Source organism: Roseburia sp. CLA-AA-H209 (assembly GCF_020687575.1).
Lineage (GTDB): Bacteria > Bacillota > Clostridia > Lachnospirales > Lachnospiraceae > Roseburia_C > Roseburia_C amylophila.
This window is the reverse complement of the sequence record NZ_JAJEQU010000012.1, coordinates 13,291-26,734: the sequence shown is the minus strand read 5'-3', so window position 1 is coordinate 26,734 and position 13,444 is coordinate 13,291. Positions and strand designations below refer to the sequence as shown.

The following is a 13,444-nucleotide window of genomic DNA, read 5'->3' as shown; positions in this document are numbered from 1 at the left end:
GCAGCTGGTATAAGAATACCTTTTTGTTACGCTCAAAATATGCTATTATTATAACAGAGAAAAGAGTAAAAGTCAGGAGTAAACATGGAACCGGAGATAAAATATATGAAAGCCGCCCTGCGGGAGGCAAGGAAAGCAGAAAAATTAGAGGAAGTTCCGATTGGCTGCGTCATTGTGCAGAATGATAAAATCATTGCCCGGGGCTATAACCGGCGCAATACTGATAAAAATACACTTTCCCATGCGGAACTGACTGCCATTAAAAAGGCATCAAAGAAGACCGGGGACTGGAGGCTTGAGGACTGCGTGATGTATGTGACCTTAGAACCATGCCAGATGTGCGCGGGAGCCATTGTGCAGTCCCGTATGAAAAAGGTGGTAATCGGAACTATGAATCCCAAAGCAGGATGCGCCGGGTCGGTCATGAACCTTTTGCAGGTGGCAGCATTTAACCATCAGGTAGAGATAGAACGGGGTGTATTAGAGGAAGAATGTTCGGACATGCTGTCGGAATTTTTCAGGCGGTTGCGTGAGAAGAAGAAACAGCAGAAAATGATGGCAAAACCTTGACAATCCGGCACAAAATAGGCTATAATTTAGATTCCGAGCAGCCGGGGTGGCAGCGGTGCCCTGTACCAGCAATCCGCTATAGCTGGGGTGATATCCTGTCTCGGGTTTGAAATTGTAAAGCAGCCCTGAATAAGTGGCGTTGATGTCTGGGTCTTACGCAACAGGAATCTGTGAACCGGGTCAGGTCAGGAATGAAGCAGCCCTAAGCGGAAGCTCCTGTGTGCCGTAAGGTCGCCTGGACTGAGTTGGCTGTTCAGGTAACGTTTGCAACGAGAATTCAAAACAGGATGCTCGGTTTTTAATGCATAAAATTAAAAATTATAATATAATAAAGATAAGGGTTCTTCATAAGAAAGTCGGAGAGAAGAAAATTTAATATAATAAAGGAGATAAAGATGAAGAAGTACGGTTTTGGCGTAGACATTGGTGGAACTACCTGTAAGATCGGATTATTTGAGACCAGCGGAAAAATGCTGGATAAGTGGGAAATCCCAACCAACAAGGCAGATAATGGTGGACATATTTTAGATGATGTGGCAGCATCCATTGACGAGAAAATGAAATCAGCATCCATTGCAAAAGAAGATGTGGAAGGAATCGGCGTAGGTGTTCCTGGCCCTGTATTAGAAGATGGCTCTGTTTCCGTATGTGTAAACCTCGGATGGGGACAGGTTCAGGTTGCCGATGAATTAAGTAGTAAGACAGGTCTTCCGGTTAAAGTAGGAAATGATGCGAATGTAGCAGCCCTTGGCGAGATGTGGCAGGGCGGTGGAAAAGGTTACACCGGAGTCGTTATGGTTACGCTTGGAACCGGTGTTGGCGGCGGAATCATTCATAATGGCAAAATTATTCCGGGCGCAAACGGAGCGGGCGGCGAAATTGGACATATTACCGTCAATACAGAGGAAAAAGATACCTGCGGATGTGGCAGACATGGCTGCTTAGAGCAGTACGCATCAGCTACCGGAATCGTCCGCATAGCGAAGAAACTTTTGACTGAGAAAGATGCTGAGTCTTCCTTACGCGGATTTGAACCGCTGACAGCAAAGGATATCTTTGATGAGGCAAAAAAAGGAGATGCTCTGGCATTAGAGGCGGTAGAAATCTTAGGCGAGACACTTGGTATGGCGTTATCTAATATTGCCTGTGTCGTTAACCCACAGGTATTCGTAATCGGTGGCGGCGTATCCAGGGCAGGAGATATTTTAATTGATACCGTAGCAAAACATTTCAAAGAGCATGCATTTGCATCCTGCAAGGACACCAAGTTTGCATTGGCATCCCTTGGAAATGATGCCGGAATGTACGGCTGCGTGCAGATGATATTAGACTAAGAATCAGATGAATCGAGAAACATGCTTTGCGAGATTCTTTCGTAAGTAAGTGAAAAGCCTCCGTCCTGGGACGGAGGCTTTTCTTACGCGAGTAGCGAGAAAAATCTGGGAGAAAAGAAGGAGCCAAGCTTGCTTGAGCGAACTTCTTTTCTACTCAGATTTGACGAGCACCGCGATAACTCGAGAAACTCGCAAAGCGTGTTTCTCGTAGTTGATTTATTGCGAGAACCAAAGGGGTCTCTTGGACCTTGAAAAAGACACAAAGTCCAGTAAAAAGAAAGAGGAGACTAAATAATTAAAAGATGATTAAATAATTATAATATGCGTTCTAATTCGTATTTCTTATTCAACAGCAGTACATCAGCCCTTGCACCCGGGGTCAGGCTGCCGATGGTTTTCTCCATTCCAATGCTCTTAGCAGGGTTGCAAAACGACCTTTTTTGTATACAGTTTGTCCGCCAAGTTCATAAGTACCATCTGCCATTCCGGTTGCACGCATGGCATCGCTGATTAAGATGACGCGGTCATCTCCAAACATGCGGAAAACGCTGCGAAGGCCTTTGAGGCAATTTCATAAGAAGCAGTAGAGTGTCCAAGAGAAATAGCAACTTCATCATGGAATTTTTCGATAAATTTGTCTGCTCCCGGAAGTTCCGGAGCGATGGTAATTAACTTTATTTTGCCACTGTAAGATTCTAATAAGCGGCAAAATACGTCTACACTAGGGTTGCAGAGGTAACTTTCTTTCTGGGCACCCTTCTTTGCCGGGGAAAGGAAAGGACCTTCCATATGGATACCGGCTACATAGGCGTGGTTTCCGTCATCCGGTACACCGGAAACAGTTTCAAAGATTTCCATAAGCTGGTTTTCCGGTAAAGTCATGGATGTTGTACAGAAGGATGTAACACCGCAGGAATACAGGTAAGCCGCAATATCGGAAGGTCCGTTTGTATTTGCGTCACAGAAATCATGACCCTTTGCACCATGGATATGCACATCAACCAGTCCCGGAATCACATAATTGCCTTTTGCATCCAGAATTTCCTCATATTCGGAAACGGGTTTGTCTACGATTGTATGTGTAGCATCATCGATATATAAGTCTTTTTCATGGAAAGTGAAGTCATCACCCCATACAAGACCGTTTCGGATAATCATTCGAATACCCCCTTAAATCAATCGGAAAAATGAAAATGCTATAAAATAGACAAAATAGCCGCTCAACTGAAATATGCAGTGGCAAATACACTTTAAGTAGAAATTATAACAAACTAACACATTATCATATTAAATACGATTAAATCATAATTTAACACAGATTAAAACAGGATTAAACCAGTTTATGAGAAAAATTTAAGAAATCTTAAATTGACCCACCGCGGGGGCTGCTTTACAATGAAAATAGATTGTAAGCAATTACGGAGAACATAAGAAACAACGGAGAAAAACATTGTCTACAAGAAGAGAAAGAGAACGAAGAAAGAAATTAAAGAGAATAAGAAATGCAATTTCAGCAGCTTTTTGTGTACTGGTATTGCTGTTGGTGCTGGGAATCGTAAACCTTCTGACCGGTGTTTTGGAAAAACATCTTCCTATTATAGATGGGAATGGAGACTATACCATCAGTATACTGGAAAAGCTGTCCGGAGATAAAGAGGAGAAGGAACCGGATAAGAAGGGACTGACGGTGTGCATTGATGCGGGACACGGCGGAAAGGACAATGGTTCTGACTATAAGAACCGCTATGAGAAAGATGATACTCTTGCCCTGGCACTTGCCGTACAGAGTTATTTGCAGGAAAAAGATGTGAATGTCATCATGACACGAAGTGATGATACCTTCTTAAAACTGTCAGAGAGATGTGATATAGCAAATGAAGCGGAAGCAGATTATTATGTATCCCTGCACCGGAATACCGGAGAGGGATATGGAGTAGAGACATGGGTATACAGTGGAGCCAACGAAGAGACCATGGGACTTGCCGGAAATATCCAGCAGGGATTAGCCGGAGTTGGTGTACAGCGCGACCGTGATGTGAAGAAGGGAACCCAGAAGAGCAGTTCAAAGGACTATTATGTAAACAGCCATTCCCATATGCCATCCTGCATCATTGAAATGGGATTTATGAATAATGCAAAAGACAATCAGCTTTTTGATGATAATAAGGAAGCATATGCGGCGGCTATTGGAGATGCCATTATTGCTACTTATAAGACTTACCATGGTGACGGAACAGGTGGAAATACAGAAGCAGATACGTCCATCGGAGATACTACAACAGGTGATACAGACACAGATGGAACCTCCGGCAGCACAGAAGACAGTACCGCCACAGAAGATACGAAAAACGTTGGAGAAGTTATTACCAACCAGCAGATTGCCAATGTGGAAGCTTTGGATGGAACCTGTCAGAACTGGGGGCAGGGCGTGAATTTTGATGAAGAGAACCGGCCGATTGGAGCTGTTTCTTATCAGGAAAAATACGGAGACTATCAGGCGAATTTTATCGGAGCAGATGAAAAGAAGATTTATCTGACCTTTGACGAAGGCTACGAATATGGCTGTACGCCGCAAATCTTAGATACTTTAAAGGAAAAGGGCGTAAAGGCAACCTTTTTTGTGACAGAGCCATATGCCAAGGCACAGCCGGAGCTGGTACAGAGGATGATTGACGAGGGACATGAGATTGGTAATCACAGCGTGACCCATCCGTCCGAGGGCCTTCCATCCCAGAGCCTGGAGCAGCAGAAAAATGAAGTCATGGAGAACCATCAGTATATTAAGGATAATTTTGGCTATGATATGCACCTGTTCCGGTTCCCGGCGGGTAAATTCAGTGACCAGTCCTTAGCAGTGGTCAATAACTGCAACTACAAGAGCGTGTTCTGGAGCTTTGCATACAAGGACTATGATGTCAATAACCAGCCAGGCGAGTCAGAAGCGTTACAAAAATTAAAAGACCGGATGCATCCGGGAGCAATTTATCTTTTACATGCGGAGTCTACCACCAATACAGCCATTCTTGGAAGATTTATTGATGCGGCGCAGGCGGCAGGCTACGAAGTGGTGGCATTTCAGTAAAGCTGAAAAAGGTATCAGTGGAGAGTACATGGATTGAGGGGAAAATGGCAAAAGAGAAATAAGATTTTCGGGTGATTGTGAGGACAGAAAATGCGGATACAAAAGAGAAAAATAATATTGCCAGTCATGGTATTACTGCTTGGGATGACTGCTTTGGGAGCTGTATTATATGGAGTAGGAAATATACAGCAAAACAATAGCAGAAAAATGGCGAATCTGAATGCAATGGTATATTCTGAGCGGGTAAAGTCTGATATTATGCAGGAAGTTGGAGTTACAAAAGCTTTAAAGCAGCTTCTGGTCAGTGAAAATGGCAGGATTAATAAATTTTCAGAGGTGGCAGAGGATATGATGATGGATTCCGTCCAGAGTATCCAGCTTGCACCGGATGGTGTAGTAACAGAGGTATATCCGGAAGAGGGCAATGAAGCCGGAAAAATCGACTTGTTCAATGATGCAGGTAGGGGAGAAATTTCCCGTTATGCCAGAGATAACCATATTGAAATTATGCAGGGACCGTTTCAGTTAGAGCAGGGTGGATACGGAATGGCAGTACGAAATCCGATATACCTGAAAAATGAAAACGGAGAAGAAGAATTCTGGGGATTTACCATTGTAATTATCCGTGTACCGGATGTTTTTTTTGATTCATTAAAAGCACTTTCGGATTTTGACTATGATTATACGTTATCAAAGACCGTTTCCCCATGGGATACAACATATGAAGAAGTATGTAGCTCAGGAGCAATTCTGACGGATCCGGTTGCTTATGAATTTGAAGCAGTTGGAAGTCGGTGGAAACTGGAAATCATGCCAAAGGCAGGCTGGTCGAATTATGAGCACTTTTATGGAATGCTGGCTGGCGGACTGTTGATTGTTCTGCTGCTGACGGGACTTGTCTCTATGATTTTGGCTTTGGATGAGCATAAAAATAGATTTAAAAAGCTGGCTGTAACCGATGTATTGACCAGAATCAATAACAGGCATGGATTTGAGGAGCAGGTAAGACAGTATTTGAAAAAGTATCCGGAAGCTTCTTGCGTGGCAGCGCAGTTTGACATTGATGATTTCAAATTTATTAATGACATGTATGGACATGAATCCGGAGACAGGGCATTACAGATATTAGCAGAAAGCATGCGGAAATCGTTCCCGGAACATGCAGTGCTTGGACGGAAAGGTGGAGATGAATTCTGCATTTTCTTAGATAATTGCACCGGCGAAGAAGTAAGGGAAAAGCTGGAGCAGTTTACAAAAAAGAAGCGTTCTTTCTGGTATGAAGGTGAAAAAGTGACATATACTATTTCCCTGGGATATGCAGAGTATCCGTTGCAGGGACAAAACTATTCACGGTTGATGCGCTGTGCAGATGCAGCACTTTATGAAGTAAAGCTTGACGGGAAAAATGGCTGTCTTCAGTACCGGGAAGGAATTGGACTTGAAATCAGAAAGCAGCTTGGATTTGCATTGAAGGATGTTTCGGAAAATCTTCCGGGAGCATTTATTATTTATAAAGCAGATAAAGAAAATGATGAAATTCTTTTTGCGAACCATGAGATGATCCGTCTCACCGGATGCAGGAACATGGCAGAACTGCAGGAGTATACAAAAGGAAGCTTCCGTAACCTGATTGAAGAAGGAGAAAGAGAGCAGGTTGAAGAAAGTATCTGGCAGCAGATAGGGGGAGGACATTCCAATGATTATGTACACTTCCATCTGCGGAAAGCAGATGGAACCTCACTGAGGGTGCTTGACCATGGCAGAATTGTGGAAAATGGACGATACGGCAGAGTGTTCTATGTACTGATGGTGGACTGGAATTCTACAAAGCGGCATTACAGGGATGTATTTTAAAGACTGTAAAATATGATAAAAAAGAAAGAGGTATAGGATGATGAAGAAAAAATTAATCACTATCGTAATGGGAATGGTATTTTGGGCCGGATTATTTGGAGGATGTGGCCAGACAGAGGTGAAGCAGGATAATGCAATCACAAATAGCAGCGAAGAGGGAAAAGAAGAAGGAACAGCAGAAGAAAAAGAATTAACAGGAACCATTGATGAGATAAAGGATTTTATGTTTGTTGTGACAGATGAGAATGATACGCCATATAGTTTTACTTTTGAAGAAAAACCGGAGGGATTGGAAAATGTCAGCAATGGAGATACTGTAACGGTAAAATATACAGGAACAATTTCTGAGGTAGATCCGTTTGAGGGAGAGGTATTATCTGTTGAAAAGGCAAAATAAAATCAAAACAACAATGAGATTGTCAGCAGCAATGGTATTCCTGTCCATGCTGCTGTGTGCCTGTACAGAAGCATCGCAGAATCAGGAGCTGCCGGCTGCAACATATATGGGAGGAAAAGACACCATTGCCGGGATTTGTGAAGAACTGGAATCAGCAGGAGCTTCCCATGTAGATACATTTCGGGAATGGACGACTGATTTCGCGGATACTGCCGGAAAAAATGCCGGACTGGAGGATAGCTGGTCAGATCCCGGAAAAATGAAAGCAGATATTGGAAAATGTATGGATGGCTGGGAACAGAACCATGACTATTCGGATGCTGATTGCAGAATGACAGCGTTTCTTCTGCTGGATGGTGTGCTCCGTGCAGAATCGACAGAAGACAGCTATGAGGGTACCTACTTAATGTTTGATACAGAAGCAATAGATAATGTGGACAGGTATGAAAGCATAAAAGAGAATAAAAATATGTTTACCACACTCTATGGAGAAAAAAGTGTAACAGATGGCAGTCACCCGGAAAATACATTTTCCGATAGCTGGAAACATTATGGATTTCAAGTGGATAGTGACAGGCTCTCTCTTCTTAGTATAGGAATATATGACCCATACTCGGATGTTGTTTTTGTGGGGCATACCGGTGTTCTGATAAAGTACAGTGACTATTATTTGTTTATAGAAAAAATTGCTTTTGAACAGCCGTATCAGGCAACAAGGGTGCATAATATGGATGAATTGCTCGATATTATGTCGTTAAGACCGGAATATTTTGGAGAAGAGGGTGAAGCAGGTCCCTTTGTTTATTGTAATGGAGAATATCTCGGAACATTAAAGAAAAATATTTAAAGAAGTAAATATTTTACAACTTATGTGGAGCTGGAGTAAAAGTCAGATAGATGTAATTTGCAAAAAACCGCCGCCTCATCGTTCGAAAAAGGACGATGAAGCGGCGGATATCATATAACCAGAATGGCTGTAATGGAACTGCAGCCACAGCGACGTTTTATTTATTGGCACCGTCAGCATCAATTACAGATTGAATCTGTTTCATCAGGGTATCATAGTTGTCCTGATTATCAATTCCACCGAGCATCGGATCACCCACAATATTACCATTTCTATCGACTAGAATTGTGGTAGGGAATGCCATAATATTAGAGGCATATTTACCTGCATCTGAAGCAGAGTCAATAGAAAGATTGCGGTATGCTGCCCCCTGGCTTTCCAGAACAGCTGCAGCTTCTTTGATGGCATCCTCGTTTCCGTCAAAGGTTTCTGTATTGATTCCAACTACTTCACCCCCCATGGATTTGATGGTATCATTTAATTCATTAAGCTTAGATAGTTCGGCAACACAAGGCTTACAGCCGGTAAACCAGAAATTAACGACAGTTACTGCATTTCCGGAAAACAAGCTTTCGTCGACAGAATTACCATCATAATCCTGACCGGAGAAATTCCTGAAAGGAGAGGTATCGTCAGAATTATCCTTCTGGGAGGCATCGTCAGATGCTGTATTGTCCTTTTCGATTGCTGCTATCTGTTCCTCGATTTTTCGAATTGTTTCAATATCATCTGTAAGAGTTTTTAATTCATCGTCTGTAAATGAGTCTTTATTTGACTCGACGGTGGCAGCCAGATAGTCGGCGTAATTTCCACTTGGATCAGCAGTGCTTTTATTCATCATGCCAAATGCTTTGTTCCATACATCTTCATGCTCGGCAAAGAGCTGATTCTCCTGCTGATATAAATCATCCAGCGTAGTGTTGGAGCTGCCGGAAGCTTCAGAGGCGGCTTCGGTCTGGGTATCGCGGGAAGCTTCTGTGTTTGAAGTTCCTTTTCCGCTGCAGGCTGTAAACAATAATGCTGTACAGAGGGTAAAAATAGAAATAACGGTTCTTTTTGTTTTCATGAATAAGTTCTCCTTTGAATAATTGGTAATAAGATTAATAGTTACTTTTTCTGAATATTGTGGGCTGCGGATGCCCTTTTTTCACATGGCATGCCCATAAACTGATAGTGGATGGCATCTTTAGGACAGGCTTTTATACATGCTCCGCATCGTATGCATTCCGGATGATCCGGGGTCTTAAGCACATCAACATCCATTTTACAGGCATTGGAACATTGACCGCATCCGACACATTTACTGTTTTCAACCTTAATTTTAAGAAAGCTGACCTTGTTAAACAGTGAGTAGATTGCCCCGAGAGGACAAATCCATTTGCAGAAGGGTCTGTAAAACAAAATACTTAACACAACAACTGTAATTAAAATAAGGCATTTAAAAGAAAAAAGCTTTCCCAGTGCAGATCGTATGGCAGCATTTCCCAGTGAAAGAGGTATAGCCCCTTCCAGAACGCCTTGAGGACAAATGTATTTGCAGAAGAACGGATCCCCCATTCCAATGGAGTTCGTTACAAACATTGGCAGAAGTATAACGAAAACAATAAGGATAAGATATTTTAGGTATCTTAGTGGCTTCAGCCGGGCTGTAGAAAATTTTTTCCCGGGAATTTTATGGATTAAATCCTGAAACCATCCAAACGGACACAAAAAACCACATATAAATCGCCCAAGTGTCACACCGAGTAAAATAAAAAATCCTGTTATGTAGTATGAAAATTTAAATCGCGATGAACCGACAACTGCCTGAAAAGCTCCGATAGGACAGGCTCCGGATGCAGCGGGACAGGAATAACAGTTTAATCCGGGTACACATACCGTTTTAGCACTGCCCTGATATATTTTACCCTTGAATAAATTGGGAATATGAATATTAGTAAGCAGCGTGGCAGCTGCCTGTATCCATCCACGTATTCCGGCAGCTCTTTTTGATATTATTTTTTTATTCTTATCCAATTCCGACACACTCCAGACATAATTTTATTGCTTTGCCAAGTACGGCAGCCGCTTCACCTCTGATTGCACCATAGCTGACCATAGTGATACCGGTGATAAGCAAGGCAATTTGAGATATTTTTTGGTACTTCAAGATATCGTTGCTCCTTTCAATTGTTGAATTTATTGACCTGCTGACCTGGGTATTATACAATAGTAGTTGTAAAATTTTTGTTAAGAAACAGGTGAAAGCTTTTGAGATTATTAATAGTTGAAGATGAGAAACAAATATGTGACACAATTGCAAAAAGTCTGTATGATGCCGGTTACGAGGTGGATACCTGCTATGACGGGGAAGAGGCACTGGAATGCATTCTGGCGGAGGATTATGATTTGATTGTTCTGGATCTGAATCTGCCGGGTATGGATGGAATGGACATTTTAAGGGAACTTAGACAGAAAAATGAGGAGACGAAGGTCCTGATATTATCTGCAAGAGGACAGATTGCCGATAAGGTTGAGGGACTGGATGCAGGTGCAAACGATTATATGGAAAAACCGTTTCATTTGCAGGAACTTGAGGCACGTATCAGAAGCCTGACAAGAAGAAAATTTGTGCAGAAGGATATATGCCTGGAAAGTGGTGAAATTAAGTTCAATACGATAAGACGCGAGGCATATGCAAAAGGGAAAATGGTTCCCCTGACAAGAAAAGAAAATGGTATTCTGGAATATCTTCTTCTTAATCTTGGCAGACCGGTCAGCCAGGAGGAACTGATAGAGCATGTCTGGGATGCGTCCGTGGATAGCTTTAGCGGCTCCATCAGAGTGCATATGTCGTCACTCAGAAGAAAACTAAAGTCTGTGCTTGGATATGATCCGGTTTTGAACAAGGTGGGAGAGGGGTATAAAATACGAGAGGAGTCCGATAAATGAGAAGAATGTCGCTGCAGTGGAGGCTTACCTGTATCATTACATTATATATTGCGGTTATATGTGGATGCCTGACTATGCTGGTCTATAAAAACGGTGTGTATTATATGGATTCCCTGCAGGAGGCTGTTGATGCACAGGGAGATGGGAATGAAAATGAATCAGACGAAATATATATCAGTATTCCGGAAGATAAGTGGGATGAATTTGCAAATGATTTTTCAGTCCAGGTATACAACAATAAGACGGATTACAAAAAAAGCAGCCTGATAATTTCAACTTTATTGGCACTTCTTGGTGGAGTGGCTACATATTTTATAAGTGGACGTGCTCTCAGGCCGATTAGAGAGTTTTCGGATAAAATCGAAGAAGTGCAGGCACAGAATCTGGCAGATTCACGGATAGAAGAAAACCAGGTGAAAGAACTGAACCAGCTTAGTACTTCGTATAACAAAATGCTGGAACGCCTTTCGGATGCCTTTGAGATACAAAGACAATTTACTGCAAATGCAGCGCATGAGCTTCGGACCCCGCTGTCTTTAATACAGGTACAGCTTGATTTATATAATTCCACCAGACATCCGGGCAATGATACGGATACTTTACAGACGATAAAGATGGTTACGGAACAGAATGACAGACTCAGCAGGATGGTAAAGACACTTCTTGACATGAGCGAACTTCAGACGGTGGGGAGAGACGAGAAAATTGCAGTTGATGCTCTTGTTGATGAAGTACTGGCAGATTTGGAACCTCTGGCACAGGAAAAAAATATAAAGCTTGCTGGAAAATGCAAGAACATAACAATGGTCGGAAGTGATATTCTTATTTACAGGCTGGTATATAATCTTGTTGAAAATGCAATAAAATATAATCATTCAGGTGGACAGGTTACAGTTACTGCGTATCAGAAGGAAAAGCATGTTTATCTGTCGGTAGAGGATACAGGAAACGGAATCCCGGAGGAACTACGGGAGCGCGTGTTTGACCCATTCTTTCGTGTGGATAAATCCAGAAGCAGGGAACTGGGGGGCGTAGGTCTGGGACTTGCTCTGGTTCATGAAATTGTGAGAGTGCATGATGGCAGTATAACAGTTAAGTCCAGTCCGTCTGGCGGGACGATTTTTGATGTGATTTTTTAAAGAGAATAAATATACCTGATGTGCTTTTGGACAGCCTGAAATGGGAGGAAAGAAGATGCTGGAACGAAAAAAAGTCCGTGCAGCCAATGAAGATTTACCGGTAATTATGGAAATGAATGCAGCCAGTAAAATGAAACTGGAAAAAAGAATGATAAACCTGTCCTTTATTGGAAGTGTACTCTTTGTAGTGGCAGAAGGAGTTATGGCATATATCAGCCATTCCCATGCAATACTGATGGACTGCGTATTTGATGTGACAGATTTAATAATGATAGGACCGTTTCTGGTGCTGGTGCCACTGTTATACCGGCCGGTAACAGAACGCAGACCGTATGGATTTTCCCAGGTGGAATCTCTATTTCTGGTAATCAAGTACAGTGTACTTTTAGTAGTTACCATCCAGCTTTTAATCGACAGTGTGCAGAGCATCCTGCATGGCGGACATATGGTAAATGCCAGCCAGCTTGCAGGCTTTGAGTTTGGCGTGTTTGCCGGCTGTCTGATCATCTATTTCCTGCTTCATTATTTCAGTAAACGATATGCATCTGTGGTAGTAAAAGCAGAAATGTATAACTGGAAATTAGATGTGGTCAGCAGCTTTGGCGTATTCGCCGCATTCTTCGGACAGTTCCTTCTGCAGAAGACACCGTGCGAATGGCTGGCACCATATATAGACCCGGTAGTAGCAATTGTGATGGCATTAATCCTAATTGTAGAACCGGTGAAAATGATATTGCATGGACTCAGGGAGCTGGTGCTCTTTGCACCGGAGCAGGAAGTGATGGACCAGATACGTTCCATTGCAGAACAATATATGCAGACCTGTTCCTATACGATAGAATTTTTGGATGTCATCCAGACCGGACGAAAAACCTGGGTGGAAATATACATAGACAGCCCCAACGATATTATTACAATGCAGTCCCTCACCAGAATCAGAAATGGAATCCGGGAAGAATTAAAGAAAAACTTTGACCAGATTTATGTAGAACTGATACCGGATTTGCCGGAGTAAAAATAATACCGGACACAGGTGCCGGAGTGTATAAAAAGTGCCGATGGAATATTCCACCGGCACTTTTTATGAAACGGAGATGGCGGGATTCGAACCCGCGTGCCCCGGAGGGCTAACGCATTTCGAGTGCGCCCCGTTATGACCACTTCGATACATCTCCAGATAAAAAAGAGTGCATACACTTTGTTGGATTCGTGTGGTAAAGTGTTTTGCACAATAACACATATATCATACAATATTTTCCTGCCGGATGCAAGCAGATTTCATTGACAGAC

14 protein-coding genes, 1 tRNA gene and 1 other RNA gene are annotated in these 13,444 nt (G+C 42.5%); 10 read left to right on the top strand and 6 right to left on the bottom strand.

What is annotated here, in order from left to right; translation table 11 throughout:
- Positions 1-84 precede the first annotated feature (84 nt).
- The 3 genes from tadA (at position 85) to LKD41_RS11355 (ending at position 1,904) form a co-directional block, all read left to right on the top strand.
- Entirely contained in the window at positions 85-570 is a 486-nt protein-coding gene (gene tadA / locus LKD41_RS11365; protein ID WP_227701226.1) for a tRNA adenosine(34) deaminase TadA, read from the top strand.
- Positions 571-603: 33 nt separating this feature from the next.
- Positions 604-865: signal recognition particle sRNA large type (gene ffs / locus LKD41_RS11360), an RNA gene on the top strand.
- Between the two features lie 100 nt (positions 866-965).
- Positions 966-1,904 carry an ROK family glucokinase gene (locus tag LKD41_RS11355; RefSeq protein WP_227701225.1) on the top strand — a complete coding sequence of 313 codons (939 nt, stop codon included), beginning with the start codon at positions 966-968 and terminating at the stop codon, positions 1,902-1,904.
- Positions 1,905-2,283: 379 nt separating this feature from the next.
- Here LKD41_RS11355 and LKD41_RS11350 read toward each other — a convergent pair whose 3' ends face one another.
- Entirely contained in the window at positions 2,284-2,442 is a 159-nt protein-coding gene (locus tag LKD41_RS11350) for a hypothetical protein (protein WP_227701224.1), read from the bottom strand.
- Positions 2,415-3,062, bottom strand: a complete 648-nt coding sequence (locus tag LKD41_RS11345) for a hypothetical protein (protein WP_227701223.1) — start codon at positions 3,060-3,062, stop codon at positions 2,415-2,417. Before LKD41_RS11345 ends, LKD41_RS11350 begins: the two co-directional genes overlap by 28 nt.
- A gap of 292 nt (positions 3,063-3,354) precedes the next feature.
- Here LKD41_RS11345 and LKD41_RS11340 point away from each other — a divergent pair, with 292 nt between their 5' ends.
- The 4 genes from LKD41_RS11340 (at position 3,355) to LKD41_RS11325 (ending at position 8,084) form a co-directional block, all read left to right on the top strand.
- Positions 3,355-4,986 (top strand): N-acetylmuramoyl-L-alanine amidase, encoded by a 1,632-nt coding sequence (locus LKD41_RS11340; protein WP_227701222.1) that lies wholly within the window; start codon positions 3,355-3,357, stop codon positions 4,984-4,986.
- Between the two features lie 90 nt (positions 4,987-5,076).
- Positions 5,077-6,840, top strand: coding sequence for a sensor domain-containing diguanylate cyclase (locus tag LKD41_RS11335; protein ID WP_227701221.1), 1,764 nt, complete (start codon positions 5,077-5,079; stop codon positions 6,838-6,840).
- A 37-nt stretch (positions 6,841-6,877) separates the two neighbouring features.
- Positions 6,878-7,237: a hypothetical protein gene (locus LKD41_RS11330; RefSeq protein ID WP_022244320.1), complete on the top strand. Its 360-nt coding sequence runs from the start codon at positions 6,878-6,880 to the stop codon at positions 7,235-7,237.
- Positions 7,221-8,084, top strand: a complete 864-nt coding sequence (locus LKD41_RS11325) for a DUF4300 family protein (protein ID WP_227701220.1) — start codon at positions 7,221-7,223, stop codon at positions 8,082-8,084. Before LKD41_RS11330 ends, LKD41_RS11325 begins: the two co-directional genes overlap by 17 nt.
- A 157-nt stretch (positions 8,085-8,241) precedes the next feature.
- Here LKD41_RS11325 and LKD41_RS11320 read toward each other — a convergent pair whose 3' ends face one another.
- Genes LKD41_RS11320 through LKD41_RS15985 form a run of 3 tightly spaced genes read right to left on the bottom strand, consistent with a single transcriptional unit; the run spans position 8,242 to position 10,236 of the window.
- Entirely contained in the window at positions 8,242-9,150 is a 909-nt protein-coding gene (locus LKD41_RS11320) for a TlpA disulfide reductase family protein (RefSeq protein ID WP_227701219.1), read from the bottom strand.
- 41 nt (positions 9,151-9,191) lie between these two features.
- Entirely contained in the window at positions 9,192-10,100 is a 909-nt protein-coding gene (locus LKD41_RS11315; RefSeq protein WP_022244317.1) for a 4Fe-4S binding protein, read from the bottom strand.
- The gene (locus LKD41_RS15985; protein WP_117842132.1) at positions 10,093-10,236 is read right to left on the bottom strand and encodes a CD1871A family CXXC motif-containing protein; all 144 of its coding nucleotides are present in this window, start codon (positions 10,234-10,236) and stop codon (positions 10,093-10,095) included. Before LKD41_RS15985 ends, LKD41_RS11315 begins: the two co-directional genes overlap by 8 nt.
- Before the next feature lie 98 nt (positions 10,237-10,334).
- On the opposite strand from LKD41_RS15985, the gene LKD41_RS11305 reads away from it, so the two are divergent.
- The 3 genes from LKD41_RS11305 to LKD41_RS11295 are packed head-to-tail and all read left to right on the top strand — an operon-like array spanning position 10,335 to position 13,169.
- Positions 10,335-11,015 carry a response regulator transcription factor gene (locus tag LKD41_RS11305; protein WP_022244316.1) on the top strand — a complete coding sequence of 227 codons (681 nt, stop codon included), beginning with the start codon at positions 10,335-10,337 and terminating at the stop codon, positions 11,013-11,015.
- Positions 11,012-12,154, top strand: coding sequence for a sensor histidine kinase (locus tag LKD41_RS11300; RefSeq protein WP_227701218.1), 1,143 nt, complete (start codon positions 11,012-11,014; stop codon positions 12,152-12,154). Before LKD41_RS11305 ends, LKD41_RS11300 begins: the two co-directional genes overlap by 4 nt.
- 55 nt (positions 12,155-12,209) lie before the next feature.
- Positions 12,210-13,169 (top strand): cation diffusion facilitator family transporter, encoded by a 960-nt coding sequence (locus tag LKD41_RS11295; protein ID WP_227701217.1) that lies wholly within the window; start codon positions 12,210-12,212, stop codon positions 13,167-13,169.
- 74 nt (positions 13,170-13,243) lie between these two features.
- Here LKD41_RS11295 and LKD41_RS11290 read toward each other — a convergent pair.
- Positions 13,244-13,329: transfer RNA gene (locus tag LKD41_RS11290), tRNA-Ser, on the bottom strand.
- Between the last annotated feature and the right edge of the window lie 115 nt (positions 13,330-13,444).

Coding starts and splice junctions, on each gene's coding strand:
- tadA (WP_227701226.1), top strand. CDS start 85: ATGGAACCGGAGATAAAATATATGAAAGCCGCCCTGCGGGAGGCAAGG.
- LKD41_RS11355 (WP_227701225.1), top strand. CDS start 966: ATGAAGAAGTACGGTTTTGGCGTAGACATTGGTGGAACTACCTGTAAG.
- LKD41_RS11350 (WP_227701224.1), bottom strand. CDS start 2,442: ATGTTTGGAGATGACCGCGTCATCTTAATCAGCGATGCCATGCGTGCA.
- LKD41_RS11345 (WP_227701223.1), bottom strand. CDS start 3,062: ATGATTATCCGAAACGGTCTTGTATGGGGTGATGACTTCACTTTCCAT.
- LKD41_RS11335 (WP_227701221.1), top strand. CDS start 5,077: ATGCGGATACAAAAGAGAAAAATAATATTGCCAGTCATGGTATTACTG.
- LKD41_RS11330 (WP_022244320.1), top strand. CDS start 6,878: ATGATGAAGAAAAAATTAATCACTATCGTAATGGGAATGGTATTTTGG.
- LKD41_RS11320 (WP_227701219.1), bottom strand. CDS start 9,150: ATGAAAACAAAAAGAACCGTTATTTCTATTTTTACCCTCTGTACAGCA.
- LKD41_RS11300 (WP_227701218.1), top strand. CDS start 11,012: ATGAGAAGAATGTCGCTGCAGTGGAGGCTTACCTGTATCATTACATTA.
- LKD41_RS11295 (WP_227701217.1), top strand. CDS start 12,210: ATGCTGGAACGAAAAAAAGTCCGTGCAGCCAATGAAGATTTACCGGTA.